The sequence below is a fragment of the Nostoc sp. genome (assembly GCF_036917465.1).
GTDB lineage: Bacteria > Cyanobacteriota > Cyanobacteriia > Cyanobacteriales > Nostocaceae > Nostoc.
The window spans coordinates 26,351-43,221 of record NZ_JBALDL010000068.1; the positions used below are offsets into that span (position 1 = coordinate 26,351).

General features: G+C 42.6%; 13 protein-coding genes, 1 tRNA gene and 1 pseudogene. 6 read left to right on the top strand and 9 right to left on the bottom strand.

Features of this window, described 5'->3' with window-relative positions; genetic code table 11:
- Positions 1-16 precede the first annotated feature (16 nt).
- From V7K38_RS16025 to V7K38_RS16035, 3 genes are all read left to right on the top strand, one after another.
- Positions 17-568, top strand: coding sequence for an alpha/beta hydrolase (locus V7K38_RS16025; protein ID WP_334859207.1), 552 nt, complete (start codon positions 17-19; stop codon positions 566-568).
- Between the two features lie 104 nt (positions 569-672).
- The gene (locus V7K38_RS16030) at positions 673-1,245 is read left to right on the top strand and encodes an HdeD family acid-resistance protein (protein ID WP_334859209.1); all 573 of its coding nucleotides are present in this window, start codon (positions 673-675) and stop codon (positions 1,243-1,245) included.
- Between the two features lie 330 nt (positions 1,246-1,575).
- Positions 1,576-3,642, top strand: a complete 2,067-nt coding sequence (locus V7K38_RS16035) for a glycoside hydrolase family 10 protein (protein WP_334859211.1) — start codon at positions 1,576-1,578, stop codon at positions 3,640-3,642.
- A 238-nt stretch (positions 3,643-3,880) separates the two neighbouring features.
- On the opposite strand, the gene V7K38_RS16040 is transcribed toward V7K38_RS16035, so the two are convergent.
- The 6 genes from V7K38_RS16040 to thrC (V7K38_RS16065) all read right to left on the bottom strand — a co-directional run bounded on the left by V7K38_RS16040 (position 3,881) and on the right by thrC (V7K38_RS16065) (position 10,087).
- Positions 3,881-4,888 carry an aldo/keto reductase gene (locus V7K38_RS16040; RefSeq protein WP_334859212.1) on the bottom strand — a complete coding sequence of 336 codons (1,008 nt, stop codon included), beginning with the start codon at positions 4,886-4,888 and terminating at the stop codon, positions 3,881-3,883.
- A gap of 128 nt (positions 4,889-5,016) precedes the next feature.
- Positions 5,017-5,814, bottom strand: a complete 798-nt coding sequence (locus tag V7K38_RS16045; protein WP_334859214.1) for a carboxymuconolactone decarboxylase family protein — start codon at positions 5,812-5,814, stop codon at positions 5,017-5,019.
- Positions 5,815-6,844: 1,030 nt separating this feature from the next.
- Positions 6,845-7,021, bottom strand: coding sequence for a hypothetical protein (locus tag V7K38_RS16050; protein ID WP_334859215.1), 177 nt, complete (start codon positions 7,019-7,021; stop codon positions 6,845-6,847).
- A 686-nt stretch (positions 7,022-7,707) separates the two neighbouring features.
- Positions 7,708-7,778, bottom strand: a tRNA-Cys gene (locus V7K38_RS16055).
- Between the two features lie 277 nt (positions 7,779-8,055).
- Positions 8,056-8,670, bottom strand: a complete 615-nt coding sequence (locus V7K38_RS16060) for a chromophore lyase CpcT/CpeT (protein WP_334859217.1) — start codon at positions 8,668-8,670, stop codon at positions 8,056-8,058.
- Positions 8,671-8,995: 325 nt separating this feature from the next.
- Entirely contained in the window at positions 8,996-10,087 is a 1,092-nt protein-coding gene (gene thrC / locus V7K38_RS16065) for a threonine synthase (RefSeq protein ID WP_334859219.1), read from the bottom strand.
- Between the two features lie 755 nt (positions 10,088-10,842).
- On the opposite strand from thrC (V7K38_RS16065), the gene V7K38_RS16070 reads away from it, so the two are divergent.
- Positions 10,843-11,034 carry a hypothetical protein gene (locus V7K38_RS16070; RefSeq protein ID WP_334859221.1) on the top strand — a complete coding sequence of 64 codons (192 nt, stop codon included), beginning with the start codon at positions 10,843-10,845 and terminating at the stop codon, positions 11,032-11,034.
- A gap of 84 nt (positions 11,035-11,118) precedes the next feature.
- On the opposite strand, the gene V7K38_RS16075 is transcribed toward V7K38_RS16070, so the two are convergent.
- The gene (locus V7K38_RS16075; protein WP_334859223.1) at positions 11,119-13,491 is read right to left on the bottom strand and encodes a hypothetical protein; all 2,373 of its coding nucleotides are present in this window, start codon (positions 13,489-13,491) and stop codon (positions 11,119-11,121) included.
- Between the two features lie 226 nt (positions 13,492-13,717).
- On the opposite strand from V7K38_RS16075, the gene V7K38_RS16080 reads away from it, so the two are divergent.
- Positions 13,718-14,068, top strand: a complete 351-nt coding sequence (locus V7K38_RS16080; RefSeq protein WP_334859225.1) for an S-layer homology domain-containing protein — start codon at positions 13,718-13,720, stop codon at positions 14,066-14,068.
- Positions 14,052-14,423: pseudogene (locus V7K38_RS16085) on the top strand (carbohydrate porin); the annotation flags it as partial. The gene V7K38_RS16080 and the pseudogene V7K38_RS16085, both read left to right, overlap by 17 nt.
- Positions 14,424-14,908: 485 nt before the next feature.
- Here the strand turns inward: V7K38_RS16085 and V7K38_RS16090 are convergent.
- Positions 14,909-15,184 carry a ubiquitin-like small modifier protein 1 gene (locus tag V7K38_RS16090; RefSeq protein WP_334859229.1) on the bottom strand — a complete coding sequence of 92 codons (276 nt, stop codon included), beginning with the start codon at positions 15,182-15,184 and terminating at the stop codon, positions 14,909-14,911.
- Between the two features lie 94 nt (positions 15,185-15,278).
- Positions 15,279-16,589, bottom strand: a complete 1,311-nt coding sequence (gene thrC / locus V7K38_RS16095; RefSeq protein ID WP_334859231.1) for a threonine synthase — start codon at positions 16,587-16,589, stop codon at positions 15,279-15,281.
- Between the last annotated feature and the right edge of the window lie 282 nt (positions 16,590-16,871).

A 16,871-nucleotide genomic window follows, 5' to 3' on the forward strand; every position in this document is an offset into this window, starting at 1 on the left:
TAAAAAGTTCGACAAAATGCAGATTTCTCAAATTTTCACTCGATTAAACAATAGCAAATTTACTAAATTGCTCAGTCAAACAGCAGCTTTAGGCGTAGGTGCTATTGTTCTCCTCTCAAGTACTAATGCTAATGCTGCCGAACAAGTTGTTTTAAAGTATGGTACTTTTCAGGGGCAAATATCTGTTCAAGAATTAAGTCAGTTTACAGAAACTGGCAAAACTACCCCGACATTAAAAGCTTATTTGGATGCTGCAAAACAAGACCCAGAAGTAGCTCGTAAAGCCTTAAAAGCCCCAATAAAAGCCGATCCTGCTTTTTTAAATAACTTGCTGTCTAGCTGGGCAGGGCCAATTTTAGTTAACCAAATTGGTGAGGTAGTTCACCCTTCCACTGGACAATTAGATCAGCAGGCGCTGCGAAGTGCTTTAAGTGCATCTATTCAACAAAATGGTCAAGTTACACTCCTTGGAGCCATTCAGAATTATCCTAGTACTTCTGTTGAACTTGAAGGCGATCGCCTCATCTCTGTTTATGAACGCCTAAGCAGTCTTGCAAAACTTTTATAAGAGTTAGTAACTGCTGAAATTTAATACCCATGAGTCTATCTTAGGGTTCTATTCTGTGACTGAGAAATTCTCTAACGTAATTGTAGAGTTAGGGAAAAGTTTATATGACAACTGACATTTCTAGAAATACTAACAAGGATGTTAATGGAGCGCTGATAACTGGTGTTCTCCTGAGTATTGTGGGGGTGATTGCGATCGCAGTGCCTAATTTCACCACACTATTCGCCGAAACTTGGATTGCAGCAATTTTGATTTTCGCCGGATTTACAAAACTAGTGTATGCTACTCAAACCCGCGATCGCGGAGGTTTTATTTGGAAACTTCTATTGAGCGGACTTTATATTGCAACGGGTATAATGCTGTTTGTTTATCCTTTTACGGGTATTCTCACACTGACTCTGTTGCTTGGAACCTTTTTGCTAACTGAAGGTACATTCGAGTTAATTCTGGCATTCCAGTTACGTCCACAACAAAATTGGACGTGGATACTAAGTAATGGCATTATTACGCTAGTCTTAGGCGCAATGATTTGGTTCCAATGGCCCTTCAATGCACCCTGGCTTCTCGGCACACTAGTTGGTATCAGCATTATTTTCAGTGGCATTTCCCGCGTGATGTTATCGTTAAACGCTCGTTCTACCTCAAATCCTCCCGATCAAGCTGCCAATCCTACTTAGTAGATGGAAGTAGGGGCAATACGGTTCGGTTAAGGTTTTTGATGCAAATTCTAGATCGTAAGGATGCGATAAATATTACAAAGACGCTAAATCGCCGTCTCTACGAAAAACTGATTATTGTAGAGACGGCGATTCATCGCGTCTGTTGACTGAACCGAACAGTATTGAGAATCGAGCAAGTGAGTCAGATGGAAAACCAATTCCCAATTTCCAAACAAAGTTTACTAAGAGATTGCAGCAGCGATGCCTACGGCTGGCTATGCCTACGCCAAGAAAATTGTTAAATTAACTAAGGAAATCAAAATCAAGGCCAGCTAGCTGCAATCAACAATGGTATCTATTGCTACTTCCTTCTCGGATATTCAAAACCATTGGGCACGCTTATTTATTACAGCCTTAGCCCAACGTGGTATTCTCAGTGGGTCGCCTAATGGCACATATCGCCCCGATAACTCGCTCACCCGCGCTGAATTTGCCGCCATCGTCGCCAATGCATTTGGCACAATTAGCAAGAAGCGGCAATATATCCCCTTTGTTGATGTACCCACAAATTATTGGGCAGCAGCTGCCATTCAAACAGCTTACGAAAAAGCATTTATTAGCGGTTTTCTTGATAAAAGTTTCCGCCCCGCCGAACGAATTACTAGGGCAGAAGTTTTAATTTCCTTGGTAGCGGGCTTAGAAATTGCCACTAAAGTTAAACCCGATCTCGTCTCAGCACTCCCACAAATTTATCAAGATTCTATTCAGATTCCTGCGTATGGTAGAAATCAAATAGCTATTGCCACAAGCGCTAGATTAGTGGTTAGTCACCCAAATATCAAATTACTCAACCCCAATCTTGCAGCCACCCGTGCAGATGTAGCAGTAATTATTTATCAAGCTTTGGTGTATTTAGGGCTTGCTGAAAAAATTGCCTCTATTTATTTAGTGCAGCCGCCAACACCAACACCAATACCAATACCAATCCCAATCCCAACACCAATCCCAACACCTGTACCTGTCGGTAGCGTTAAGGTTAATCATAGTCGGGAATTCCGGGGGGCGTGGGTAGTATCTGTGTGGAATGGTGATTGGCCTTCCAAAGCGGGACTTCCTGTTGCTCAACAGAAAGCTGAACTCACTGAAATTATTACTAAATTACAAACGCTAAACTTTAATGCGCTCATTTTCCAGGTGCGACCAGAGGGAGACGCTTTATATGAATCGCAATTAGAACCTTGGAGTGCTTGGATTACAGGAACTCAGGGGAAAGCACCAGAACCATTTTACGATCCTTTAGCGTTTGCGATCGCAGAATGTCACAAACGCAATATTGAACTTCATGCTTGGTTTAACCCCTACCGCGCCAGCACTTCCACCGATCCAGCTAAAACAGTCCGTCCCCACATAGCAGCTACCAATCCAGAAAGCGTTTATTTGTGGAAAACTCAACGCTGGATGGATCCAGGACTGAAAATAGTTCAAGACAGAGCTTACAACGTAATTCTTGACGTAGTGAAGCGCTACGATGTTGATGGCATTCACTTAGATGATTATTTTTATCCATATCCCATCGAGGGGAAGTCTTTCCCCGATGAAAAAACATACTCTGTATATAAAGCAAGCGGTGGTACACTCAGCCTTGGCGACTGGCGACGCGACAATGTTAACACAATGGTACAGCGCCTCTGGCAGGGAATTAAAACAACCAAATCGGACGTGAAATTTGGTATTAGTCCCTTTGGGATTTATCGCCCTGGACAACCCACTGGTATTACTGGGTTGGATGCTTACAATGTGCTATATGCCGACTCAAAAAAATGGTTAGAAGAAGGTTGGATTGATTATATTGCGCCTCAACTTTACTGGCGCACAGACCAAACACAACAAAGTTATTCGGCGTTGCTACAGTGGTGGACACAGGTAAATACAAAGCAAAGACACGTTTATGCTGGTAACAATTTGACAGAACCAAGCAACAAGAGTCGAGAGAGTGATGAGATTGAAAAACAGGTGAAAATTAGTCGTAGCCAAGCTGGACGGTTGTCACTGGGGAATATCTTTTTTAATCTCGCTGTTTTGACGCAAAACAGTCAGGGCATAGCTGATAAATTCCAAAGTCTGCTTTATAACAAACCTGCGCTACCGCCAACTTTGCCTTGGCAAGATACAACACCACCATCTGCACCCATTGGATTACAAGTCAATAACCGCAAACTGAGTTGGCAGCCTGGAGATAATCAACCAGTTCGTTCTTGGACACTTTATCGGCAAACTGGCGATACTTGGACAATTGCGCGAATTTTGTCTGCTGGCACAACCTTCGCAACTGTCCAACAAGCGGGAACTTATGCCGTATGTGCGGTGGATAGATTGGCGAATGAGAGTCTGGGAACAGTGATTACAGTCAGTTAAACAAAAATGCTGCATCTGAATGCGATGTCTACGATGGGATACGCCTACGCACTCAGATGCTGTTGTTTAAGCTAATCGGCATTTAACCTGCATCATCAGGATGCTCATGTTGCCCACCTCACAAGATATCGATCAAATTTTAATCTGCAAATTAAATGTGTTTTAGCTTAGTATGAGTGCGATCGCATCTTTAAATACTAGTAAAAGCACTCCACTGTGTTTTATCCTTCATCGAGGCTCAACGACCGGTCATTTGCTCCAGCTTTTCGGGATATCGAGCTCCTTGCACCGTGATCTTGGAGGCGGTGTCATCAATGTCATGCAGATCGTCGGGCGTGAGTTCGACTGAGACTGCCCCGATGTTTTCGTCTAAGCGATGCAGTTTCGTAGTTCCTGGGATTGGAACAATCCAAGGCTTCTGAGCCATCAGCCAAGCGATCGCAATCTGAGCAGGTGTCGCCTGCTTCCGTTGGGCGATCGCGCCAAGCAGATCAATCAAGGCTTGATTCGCTTTCAGAGCCTCAGGCGTGAAGCGAGGGAGGGTGCTGCGGAAGTCGGAGTTGTCGAAGGTCGTGCTTTCGTCCATCTTGCCAGTGAGAAAACCTTTACCCAGAGGGCTATAAGGGACAAAGCCGATTCCCAGCTCCTCAAGAGTCGGTATCACTTCCTTCTCAGGAGTCCTCGTCCACAGCGAGTATTCGCTCTGGAGAGCAGTGACCGGCTGAACGGCGTGCGCGCGACGGATCGTTTGCACGCCGGCTTCAGAAAGTCCGAAGTGCTTCACCTTACCTGACTGAATAAGTTCCTTCACCGCTCCTGCCACGTCTTCGATCGGCACGTTCGGATCAACCCGATGCTGATAAAGCAGGTCAATTGTCTCGACCTTAAGTCGCTTGAGCGAGCCTTCCACGACTTCCTTGATATGCTCTGGTCGGCTATTCAGTCCTGGTGAACCCTTCATGCCACGGGGATCAGAATTAGGACTCAGGTCGAATCCGAATTTGGTGGCGATGATCACTTGCTCCCGGAAAGGAGCGAGGGCTTCACCCACAAGCTCTTCGTTTGTGAACGGGCCGTAGACCTCGGCGGTGTCAAAAAATGTAACGCCGCGTTCGACGGCGGTTCCCAAAAGAGCAGTCATCTCCTGTATGTCTTTGGGCGGACCATAGGAAAAGCTCATTCCCATGCAGCCCAACCCAATAGCCGAGACTTCTAAATTGCTGTTTCCAAGTTTGCGCTTTTGCATTAGTACTCCTTTGAGGTTCCACCTCGATTATTAAGATTTCAGGGATGCCATATCGATTCTCAGCAGATGTCACTTTTTGCGATCTTCCAGCATTCGTCACCATGCATGACAAATCTAAACATCATTAATTACTGTCCCTCACGCATCAGTTCGTTCAAGCATTTCAAGGCGTTCAGTGTTCGGGGATATCCAACCCAGGGCAACAATTGTGTAATCAAACACAGTAGTCTTTCCTTGTCGTTTCCAATATTCAGATTGCCTTGAATGTGTCCTTTTATCTGCGATTCAACTCCACCTAAGGCGATGAGGATAGAAAGTGTTACCAGTTCTCTGATTTTTATGTCGAGACCGTTTCGGGTGTAATAGTCGCCAAAGCAGTTGGCAGAAAGAAACCTTTGAATGTGCAGTTGGTCTTTCGGCGATCGCTCATACATTTGATCGATCGTCTCACCGAATATGGCTTTCTGTACTGTCAACCCCTTATCGTAGCGTGTTTCCTGACTGGTGGTCGATTGCCCGTCCAAAGGTAATTGAATGCCCCTACTAGACAGCACTTCATTAGTGGCATGAATAAAGTCAAATGCTTTTGCCATACCCACGTACGCCACCGCCTGATACACGATCTCTTTGATTTCAACGGGCGTTACTCCAACATTGAGCGCTACGCCGATCATTATTTTGAATTCGCTCAAAGCCTGACTACCAATCATAGATGCCAGAATGAGCATGACTCTTGTCTTTGTATCCATCTTGCTATGAGCAAGAACTTCGTCGAAGGCAAAGTTATCAAATATCTCGATTAACTCTGGATCGCTTATTTTCAGCGTAGATTTGTGGTTTGGAAACAGTTCTTCGTGATTCTGGTGTGCTGTTTCACTAATTCTCAACGGGCGATCATCTCTGTTTATATGGGATTCATTTGTCATACGACTTCCTCTTCTAATTGGAATTCTGAGGCGAGTGACTCCTTCTACGCTTAAACAAACTAGAATTCTTATTTCATTGCTTTAGCTTCATTCTAAGAATCTTCAAGGCTAACCAATATGACAATCGTCTAAGATCGTTGTACAATTCTGCAAACTTAGAAATAAACAGGAGTCAGAATTCAGAATTCAGAATACTTTACCCATAAAGGGATAAGGAGTAAATGGTCAAAATGGAGCAGTTATTACAGTTTGACTACAATCAAAACATGACGGAAGTTTTTGTTTTATTACCTTAGGGAACTCTAATAAATAAATTATTCAATCTTGTGGGCTGGGCATCTTGCCCGCCCAGTTTACAGGACGAGCAAAATGCCCATCCTACAAGAAATATTGGGATATTTTATTACTTGGAAGTCCTTTACGCCGTGTGCAACTTTCTCTCAGATATAACCCCCAACCCCTTCCCTACTAGCGTTGGGGAGCAATAATCAAAGCCTCTCTCCCTGTGGAGGCTACGGTGTACACACAAGTCAAATTACCCCCCTTAAAAAGGGTGGAAATAAGAAATCTGGTTCCCTCCCCAATACATACCTACGGTGTACACACATCTTTGTACAAACCCAAAATCGTTAGAGATCCCCCTAAATCCCCCGATAAATTGGGGAACTTTAAGAGACTTTTGCCCCCCTTTTTAAGGGGGGTTGGGGGGATCAAAAGCCTATGAGGCCACTCTCAAAGACTTGTCTGTACACCGTAGCTAATACATACGGAGAGGGTTAGGGTGAGGTAAAACCGATATTTATCAATGACTTCAGACTTGTGTATACACGTTAGCCCTGTGGGGGAGAGGTTTGCAAGTGGGGTTTTAAGGATAAGTTGCAAGCGATCGCTTTCAATATTGTGTTAAAAATGACAACTAAAGCAATTTAGTATAAGCAACAGATACCTAAAATTCATGTTGAGGTACTTGAATATCGTGTTGAAGTACTTGAATATCGTGTTGAGGTACTTGAATATCGTGTTGAAGTACTTAAAAGTCGTGTTGAGGTACTTGAGTATCATGTTGAAGTACTTGAATATCGTGTTGAAGTACTTGAATATCGTGTTGAGGTACTTGAGTATCGTGTTGAGGTACTTGAGTATCGTGTTGAGGTATTTCAAACTTTGTCGCACCGCGATCTGTGTAGATTGGGTTGAGCCTTTGCAACTGTGCGTGAAAAAATCACCCCATCAATTCCCAACGCCGAACTTTTGAGTTAAAAATGGAGTAAATCGATACTCCATACTCTAGGTTGGGAACGAGGAAAACCACGACAGCGTAGAATTCGCTACCCGATAGTCAAAAAAACGACAACAAAGCACCGTAAACAGCAACCTAAATCTGCTTAATATCAATTGATAATATTAGCGATCGCATCCACATTGATATTCCCCTACAATGGCTACTAATTATACCTTTAACTCTCTTACGTATTTTCTCACAACCCAGATAGGATTGCTATAGCAGGTATAGAAATCATATCAATTTAAAAGTTTAATTACATAGGACTTACGCATTGACAGAATAACAAAATTGTGGATTGATAAATATAGAGCGTCTACTTTCTAGGTATTGGACAATCAGAGAAATTACTAAACCATCCACAGCACAATGCAATTTAGACCTTTACACCTTATTTGACATGATACGGCTAAGAATGGCAATGAATGGCAAGGGTAGTGATAGTCATTTTGATATTCAGCCAAGGTTGAAATTTACCCCAGTTTTACCCCACTTGATATTTTCAGCCTGCACATAAAAATAATAAAACCCTTGCAAAGCAAGGGTTGTAACTGATGTAAGATGCCTCAAAACGGACATTAAATTGTTAGCGGAGACAGATAATTTGTTAAAGGCGGCACCCGGATTTGAACCGGGGGTGGAGGTTTTGCAGACCTCTGCCTTACCACTTGGCTATGCCGCCATACCCACACTAGAAAGCCTTTTTGCTTACCGCTTGATAGCTTAAGGAGTCAACAGCGTCAGTCTAACAATAGTAGCACAAGATTGTGAGGTAGAGATAGTGGGTTAACTGGATGTTTCTGGTAGTTTTTAGTCTTGCTATTGCCGTCCAGGTTCTCGTTATATCTGGATTAGCGATCGCTAACCAAAACTTCTCTCATGATGACGCAGAGATAATTTAGCATACCTTAACCGCTCTTGTTCAGGCTTTCTGTTGCTCTAGGAAGATTCCGATACGACTAAATGTTAGCATCAAGCGCGTTAATTAGCTTGACTTCATCGGCAAAATTTGCCCATCTAACAAAGTGAAATGGGCCAGCAATGGAACCCCACAGACGCTCATCAGTGTCTAAATCCCTTCCCCGGTCGAGGCTGAAAAATTCTTTAGCGTCAATCTCAAATTCGTTATCTAGATAAGTATTTTTACCGTCACGAACCACAATACAGCCTTTACCAGGTTCAACTCTGCCTTTAAAGCTCTTACCTGTCCACTCTACAACCATGTTGCAACCTGACATTTTTTCCAATTGGTCAACGGATAAAACTTTTAAACGTTCAGGTTCACGAGATGCACCGTAAAATTTTTGTTCTTCTTTAAGGGTGTAGTGTTCAATAATAATGTGGTTTTCTACCGGAATCAAATTCATTACCCGCATCCGGTAGGGTTGATTGAGCATAAAGTCATAAGCTTGCTCGAGAAACAAACTTACCCCTGAAAATAATTCCAAAGGAAGGGGACGGATACACACGCGAATGTGGGCATAAAAAGGCGGATTTTCAAAAGCTTGTTCTTGATTACTAAAGTCAGCTGCCATCCACCGGGCTAAGGTAGCAATATCAGTAGAATGAGTCACGTCGCTTTGCTCCGAATTCAAAATTTAAAATTCAAAATTAATAATCCGTACAAATAAGCTTAGTTGCTCTGTATGCTTTTTTTGTCGGTTATTATTAAGATAATCAATTTGTTGTTTAAAATTTATTTGTGATTATACCATTTTAAATTTTAGATTTGGGGTTGAAAATCAGCTTGCTGTGTCTGGCTTGGTATAAATTCATTTATCACAATTATTTTGCGATTTTGGATTATTTTGACACTCGCTAGACGAAAAAAATATTAGGTGCAATCGCAATTTTCAATAAACAATTTAGATATTACGATCGCTTGTATTTCCAGGCTGCTTAAAATCCCATTGCCTCAGCGACTGCGCCCAATTCGGCTGCAATCCCCTGTTTAAATTGACTGTGATTATGTTTAATGGCTGTATCTGGGTCTTTTAGACCATTGCCTGTGAGGACACAAACCACTGTCGCCCCTGTCGGAATTTGGTCTTTCACCTGCAACAAGCCGGCTACAGAAGCGGCGCTAGCAGGTTCGCAGAAGATCCCTTCTGATGTTGCCAAAAGTCGATAAGCGTCGAGAATTTCTGCATCAGTAACGGCGTGAAAATTTCCCTTACTTGCGGTTTGGGCTGCGATCGCTAATTCCCAGCTAGCAGGGTTGCCAATGCGAATTGCTGTCGCTAGGGTTTCGGGATGCGCCACGGGCTGACCGTGTACTAATGGGGCTGCACCTGCGGCTTGGAATCCCATCATTCGGGGTAAGCGATCGCACTTTCCATCTTGATGATATTGACAAAAACCCATCCAATATGCTGTGATGTTTCCGGCATTGCCCACGGGGATACACAGCCAATCTGGGGCATCACCCAGGGCATCGACAATTTCAAAGGCTCCTGTTTTCTGCCCTTCTAGGCGGTAGGGATTGACCGAATTCACCAAAGTAACTGGATAGCTTTCGGCCATCTCGCGGACAATTTCTAGCGCTTGGTCAAAATTACCTTTAATTGCCAATACTTCTGCACCATACAGTAATGCTTGGGCTAATTTGCCCAGTGCCACATAACCGTCGGGAATTAATACAAAGGCATTCATCCCCCCACGTCTTGCATAAGCGGCGGCGGCGGCTGAGGTGTTACCCGTACTGGCACAAATTACTGCTTTTGCTCCTGCTTCCTTGGCCTTGGAAATTGCCATAGTCATCCCCCGGTCTTTGAAGCTGCCGGTAGGGTTCAGACCATCATATTTTACAAAAACCCGTACTTGTCTGCCAATACGTTCTGCGATCGCTGGCGCTGGTATTAGAGGTGTGTTGCCCTCTAAGAGAGTGACAACCGGTGTTTTTTCGCTCACAGGCAAGTATTGGCGATAGGCTTCTATCAGTCCGGGCCAGGGTTGGCGATAAGATTTAGCAACAGACAGGCTCAAAGTCACAGGATTTAAAATTTCTTAATGTTTTGGATTGGATATTTAGAGAAAGTGGCAGATGGAAACGGAAGAGAAAGAAAGCTAATTTTTCTTTGCCCTGTCCCAGCCCTTTAATTCCAAAAGAATATTACTTATAGAATATTATTTTTTGTGGTGCAGGTGTTTCACTTGCCATTTTTATTTAGAATACCAGTTAAATAGGCAATGCGCTGTCTTTCCTTGGCAGTAGCCTTGGGCAGTGCTTGCCTAAGAGGATGAATGAACAAGTCCTCTTATCGGTATCAAAAGTTTTAGATCCCCCTAAATCCACGCCACATGCTCCACTTGGGGAGACCCCAAGACCGCAGTGGCTCCCCTTAAAAAAGGGGACTTTGATTCCGATTCCCCCCTTTTTAAGGGGGGTTAGGGGGGATCTAAGAGTGCCTAAAATCACAGCAAAATACTTGTTCATTCAACCTCTAAGTCATTCCTAACATTTTTTAAATCTTGCGCTTCCTTGCCATTCCGCCTCAGAAGTTATTTTGAGGCTAATAGTCCTCTCAAAAGGACTAAATCCAAAATTTTCATCCAAAAACGTGGGTAAACGGACTTGGAGTGTTGTTTTCTTTGGAACACACCCACCACGATCGCCGTCTCTGATGATTGAACCTGAAATCCATTAGAGTCATTGATGAAAAATATACAATATTTTAATAAAGCTTAAAAGAGCATTATTATAATATTTCTAATGGTGTGAGTTAAATTGTGGATTTAATTAGGCTATGTCTACTTGTTTATCTAGTGTTTCCGATCGCGAATCCCACGCTAACTGGGTCAGTAAGCTAACCAAGTCTTATTATCAAGACGATCAGCAAGCTAAATTTATGCATTTACAAGCAGAGGTAGACTCTCTGTTGCAGCAGTTAGAAAACCTCAAGAACCAACGTCTAGCTGAAACTAACCAAAAAGAATAAGTCAATTTTTAAAATAGCGATGTCTACGACGGGCTATTCGGCGTCGCCACTGCCTCTTTAATTTAATTTTGAGTAAGGGGCGTGCTATTCAAAGCGCTGATTTTTCTCTGACCAGCGCCTCAAGCTATAGTTATGAGCATTTTCTACTAATAAAGCTAAAGATTGCACGTCTGAAAGCTTGGCGATCGCAGAGAGTCTTTGTAAGTCATTTCCTGTAAAATCAGTGTAAATGACTTCATTGCGATCGGACAAAATTATAGTCCGGTCGCGGCGTTGCTCTGTATTTCCTAGCTGAATTTCAGGTGGAGACTGATTCAAGGATGCTATTGCTGCTGCGGAGATAGTCAGTATTATTTCTGGTTGAGCATTATTTGTTAAATCAATCACTTGAACGGGCCAATCACCCAACTTTTGCTGCATCTGCTCAAAGCTAGGAATAGCACCAGCCGCAACTTCACCAGATTGCTGTAAAGATTTCCACAGACTCGATAATATTACCTTCACCCCTTGGGGATTTTGTTGATACAGTTCTTGTAGAGTGATGGGAGATGGTTGTACCCATTCCAGCGCTGCATTTGTCAAAGCTAGAGGTTTGGGTTGGATAACATCGTTTTGATTCTCTGGAATTTTTGGGCCAGCAGCTAATAGGCGCAAAACTTTACCCCGTAGTTGCACCGCTTTGATAGCGGCTATAGTAATTTGTTGTTCTCCATTTGGCAACCAAACTACAATCTGGATTTCTGGGTCAGAAGTGATTCCCAAAGTTTTCCAGAAAAATTTGGCGGTATCAGTTTTGGGTGGGTTCAAATTCTCAAAGGGGGAATTTAACCAGCGTTTTCCATTATTAAATGCACTCACCTCTACCTGATACCAAACTTGATTATCTATGAGTTTCAAGTCTGCTGAGGATTTTAGTTGCAGCCACTCGCTACTACTAACTTGAGTAATTGGTTGCACTGTACCAACAATCTGACTAGGGTGAGTAGAGGATATTTGCGATGCACCCTCACCATTGAGTCTTGCTAACAGACCTTGAATATAGGCAAAATTATCTTTTGTAATTTTTGGTTGCCTCTTTAACCAGGAATCAGCGTGTTCTTCTCCCTGCTGAACTGCTAAAATTAAGGCGAACCAAGCTTGCACCTCTAGTCTATTTGGGTTCACCCGCAACGCCTGAGCAGTGCGATTCCACAATCGGTTTTTATCCGCTTTGAGTAGAGTAGCAATTTCTTGGGCATTCTGTGGTGACGCTTCAAACACCTGTAAAGCTTTCTCCCAGCGACCATCAATCAAGTTTGCTAACACTTCTTGACTAGGACTTGCCCATTTCTTTTGAGCTTGAGTTTTAGTAAGTTGGGAATGCAAGCCAATCAAATCCATTTGCGCTTGCGCCGCCTGTGGAAAAACTCGTTTGCGCTGTTTCTTGATAAATTTCAACCATTCAAAAGCTGGTGTCCAGAGACCACTGCGGGCAATTGCTAGGGCATTTTGATATCCAGAATCCTTGAGGGCTGGTGATTTGAGGCTAATCGCCTCCAATTCAATTGGTTTGAGTAATAACTTCACAGGCTTGACTTGATAAACCTGTAAATAGGGTTCTAAACCTATAGTCTGATCGATAACTAACTCTTTTGTACCATCACCAGTTACCTGTTGCCATTTAGGTAATTGTCCGTTAGGACTTGTCCAAGACAACATTTGTAGTAAATTGGTGCGTTCTGGATTGTAATATACAACGTGACCGTAAGCGATCGCACCAGTTCCTTGTTGGCGTTTACCCCACAAATTAAACCAAACCCCTGGTAATGGTGTGCCACTATCAAAGCGTTGCACTTCAGTTAAAGGTAAGGGAATGCTGATATCTTGGAGTTCTAACGTCCCATCAAGTGAGGGAGAAATCACAAAGGATTCTTCTGGCCCAGTTACAGATAGTTGAGTCGTTAGGTAGTAGTAATTTTCTGACTGGGATTTAAACTCTAACTCTTCTGAGCGCTCGTAAACTCTAAGTTCCACAAGTTTTTTACAATCAGATTGACAATTAGCACGCTGTTGAAAAACAGGTAGTAAAAAAGATTTTTTCGCATTCTGATTTAAAGGCAGAGTTTCCCCAAATATTTGGTTTTTTTGACTCAAATCGAGTTGAATTTGTTTGATAGTTTTGGGGCGTTCGTGCTTACCAAGGGGGATTTGCGCCCATGCAGGTAAAATTTTATTTAGCCAGCTTACCTGGTCTGGATTGAAGATAAAGAGAACGCTAATCCAGGCAAAAGCCATAATTAGACTAGCACTACTTACCAGAATTGCATAGCTTGCCACCGTAGGCATCGATAACGACGATAACCAACTTCCCCGTTTTAGCTTTTTCTGGGGTTTTTTAGCGATGCGTTTCGTCACACCTGCATGAGGTTTATTTTGTTTAGAGGCTTTTGGTATCAGCTTGCGTGGACGATTTGCCATAAATTGGGGATTAGAAATAGAGGATTGGGAATTGAGAAAACTCTTTCCTAGTTCCCAGTACCTAGTCCCCAGTCCCCAATACCCAATACCCTGTTATACTCGTCCTTTGAGAAGTTGCCCAGAAAGATTTAAATCTAATTTTGAACAAAACCCGTAAATTTTCCCAGGTGAACGCTAAACAATAGCGAATACACTCTTCACTTAAATATGCAAAGAGTATAAAAAGTTGAAATGTATACTTATTAGCCGCAGTCATCGCAAAATCTGGATGCTGGCATGGTTACTAATTGCGGGAGTCAATGGAGTTGCTCAAAAAGCATCAGCACAAGAGTATATCAAAACAGAAACTACTCAAGCGCAAAAGAGTACAGATTTAAATTCTCCTTCCCTTTCCCCAATAAATCCGATGGCGCAAGTTACATCGGTTTCTCAACTCAAGGACGTACAACCCAACGATTGGTCATTTCAAGCATTACAGTCTTTGGTGGAACGCTATGGCTGTATAGCACGCTATCCAGATAGTAGCTATCGCGGTAATCGCGCCTTAACTCGGTATAAATTGGGGTGGTTATACTAAATCTTACATCCCTGGACAATCGTGAAATGTGGAGACGAAGAATTATATGGTGTTTGTGAATTTCCCTGATTTATTGAAAAAAGGAAATTTAGGGGGAATTTATGTCGGACAACCTCCTAAAATCACCAGTAGCAATCTACCTGTAGGGAATAATGTCCCTGATTTTATTAATAGCGGCTTAGGATGTGGAGGGGGACAACCAGGGACAACCACTCGAATTGAGGCATTTTATCGTTTCCAGCTAACAGATAACATCAGCATTACACCAGGAATAATTCATCTATTGGAGCCTGGTAACACACCAGATAATGACTCAGTTACCATCGGCATTCTGCGGAGTACTTTTACTTTTTAATTTTGTTTGCAGATAAACATCATAAGCTGTTTCACATTTAAATTGCATATACTAAGCTGGCAAGATGCCCACCCCACAAGATTTATGTTTAATTGGGTTATACAAATGAGATATTTTTTAGCTTAGAACTGACAGCTTTTTGTTCAGTATTATTTATATTTTAGCTAATATATTGCAGGTTAATTGTAATGTAATACCAAAAAATCAGCAATAAAAAAGACGGGGGTTAGCCCGTCTTCTGTATAATAAGTAAAAACATCTTGGTAATTTCTGCAATATATCAAAATTATTTAATTACAGTCTGCCAAATTGCCAGCTGCATAAGTTCATTAAACTATCTACACTAATCTCACCTGCGAAACACTACCCCGACGAAGGGAAGCAGCAGCCCTCTTAAATAGGCATTCCCAGTCTGAGACTGGGAACGAGGTAATCTATCACAGGTTTGTCTAGTCAGTCTTCTACTTTATTTGCTGTTCTCTGTATTAACCACCAGCAACAGCAGGGACAATACTTACTTCATCGCCATCTTTCAGGGCTGTGTTGATACCATCTAAATGACGAATATCTTCACTATCGACGTAAAAATTTACAAACCGACGTAACTTGCCTTCTTCATCACATAACCGGGATTTAATACCGGGAAAGCTTTGCTCTAAGGAGTCCAACAATTCAGCAATGGTGCCACCGTTGGATTCTAGACTAGCTTGATTATTGGTCAAATTTTGAAGAGTCGTAGGAACTAAAACTGTTACAGCCATAGAAATACAAAGTGAGGAGTGAAAAGTGAGGAATACAATTAAGAGTTAGGAGCCATGAATAAAAAACTCATAACTGATAACTCATAATTCATAACTAAACGAGGACTTGTTGCCATTCCAAGCGATCCAGAGTCCGCGATCGCTCTAGGGCGCGTTCAAAACTATCTAGTTTAGCATCAATAGTCAAGGGTTCACCAACATAGCCTTGGATTGCTTCTTGAGTTTTCAAACCATTGCCGGTGATGTAAATCACAGTAGTTTCATCTGGATCAATTTTGCCAGCTTCTACCAGTTTTTTCAGCACGGCGACGGTTGTACCGCCAGCCGTTTCTGTGAAGATGCCTTCGGTTTCTGCCAGCAACTTGATGCCATCAATAATTTCTGCATCATTAACTGATTCAATGTTACCACCAGTTTTCTGCGCTAACTCCACAGCATAAATGCCATCTGCTGGATTGCCGATCGCTAGTGATTTCGCAATTGTATTCGGTTTAACTGGTTTAATAAAGTCGCGTCCTTCTTTGAAGGCTTGAGCGATGGGTGAACAACCCTCAGCTTGAGCGCCACTGAAACGGACGCTCTTGTTTTCTACCAAACCAACTTCGATAAATTCTTGGAAACCCTTATAAATTTTTGTAAATAGCGAACCAGATGCCAAGGGAGCAACCACATGATCGGGCAGTTCCCAGCCTAGTTGTTCCGCCACTTCAAAACCTAGCGTCTTGGAACCTTCAGAGTAATAAGGACGCAGATTAATATTGACAAAACCCCAGCCGTATGTATTAGCAACTTCCGAGCAGAGACGGTTTACTTGATCGTAGTTTCCTTTGACGGCCATTAAGGTAGGACTGTAAATCAGGCTACCGATAATTTTACCGGCTTCTAAATCTGCGGGGATGAACACACAACAATCTAAACCGGCATGGGCTGCGATCGCAGCTGTAGAATTTGCCAAGTTCCCTGTACTAGCGCAAGAAACGGTAGTAAAACCCAATTCTCGCGCCCTTGATAGAGCAACTGAAACTACCCGATCCTTAAAGCTAAGGGTGGGCATATTAACTGCATCATTTTTTATATAAAGCTTATTTAGACCCAGGCGGCGGGCAAGACGGTGAGAACGAACCAAGGGAGTCATCCCCGTTCCCACATCTATAACATTGTCAGTTGCGACAGGCAAAAAGGGACGATAGCGCCAAATTGAATTGGGCCCAGCTTTAATCGTTTCACGAGTGACAGTCAGACGGAGGGCATTGTAGTCATACTTGACTTCTAACGGCCCAAAACATAACTCACAAACATTGCTGGCTTTGAGTTCATATTCCGCACCACATTCTTTACACTTTAAGGCTTGAAAGTAGGCAGTGCTGGTTTGGGTTTGGGTTTGGGTTTTGATTGCCTGAGTCATAAACTAGCTTTCCCTGTTTGTCTGTCGGCTGTCGAATGAATACTAACACGAGCAAAAATACCAGTCAACTATACCCGACTAAAAAAGTCGGGTATTCTTAGTATAGAGAAAAATGATTTCTGTAAAATTTTTATGTACGTAATTGTCATATTTAGTATTTACACTTACATTTACTGGTTCTAAAATCAGATACAGCATTCACGGCTGTTATGAGGTACAATAACAGCAACTAGCAAACCAGTTTCTTAAATGTTGAGGATTGATTAAATCGAGTGCAACTGA

Bases quoted from the DNA above. Each gene is read 5' to 3' on its own strand.
- V7K38_RS16025 (WP_334859207.1), top strand. From the start codon at position 17: ATGCAGATTTCTCAAATTTTCACTCGATTAAACAATAGCAAATTTACT.
- V7K38_RS16030 (WP_334859209.1), top strand. From the start codon at position 673: ATGACAACTGACATTTCTAGAAATACTAACAAGGATGTTAATGGAGCG.
- V7K38_RS16035 (WP_334859211.1), top strand. From the start codon at position 1,576: ATGGTATCTATTGCTACTTCCTTCTCGGATATTCAAAACCATTGGGCA.
- V7K38_RS16040 (WP_334859212.1), bottom strand. From the start codon at position 4,888: ATGCAAAAGCGCAAACTTGGAAACAGCAATTTAGAAGTCTCGGCTATT.
- V7K38_RS16045 (WP_334859214.1), bottom strand. From the start codon at position 5,814: ATGACAAATGAATCCCATATAAACAGAGATGATCGCCCGTTGAGAATT.
- V7K38_RS16070 (WP_334859221.1), top strand. From the start codon at position 10,843: ATGTCTACTTGTTTATCTAGTGTTTCCGATCGCGAATCCCACGCTAAC.
- V7K38_RS16075 (WP_334859223.1), bottom strand. From the start codon at position 13,491: ATGGCAAATCGTCCACGCAAGCTGATACCAAAAGCCTCTAAACAAAAT.
- V7K38_RS16090 (WP_334859229.1), bottom strand. From the start codon at position 15,184: ATGGCTGTAACAGTTTTAGTTCCTACGACTCTTCAAAATTTGACCAAT.
- thrC (WP_334859231.1), bottom strand. From the start codon at position 16,589: ATGACTCAGGCAATCAAAACCCAAACCCAAACCCAAACCAGCACTGCC.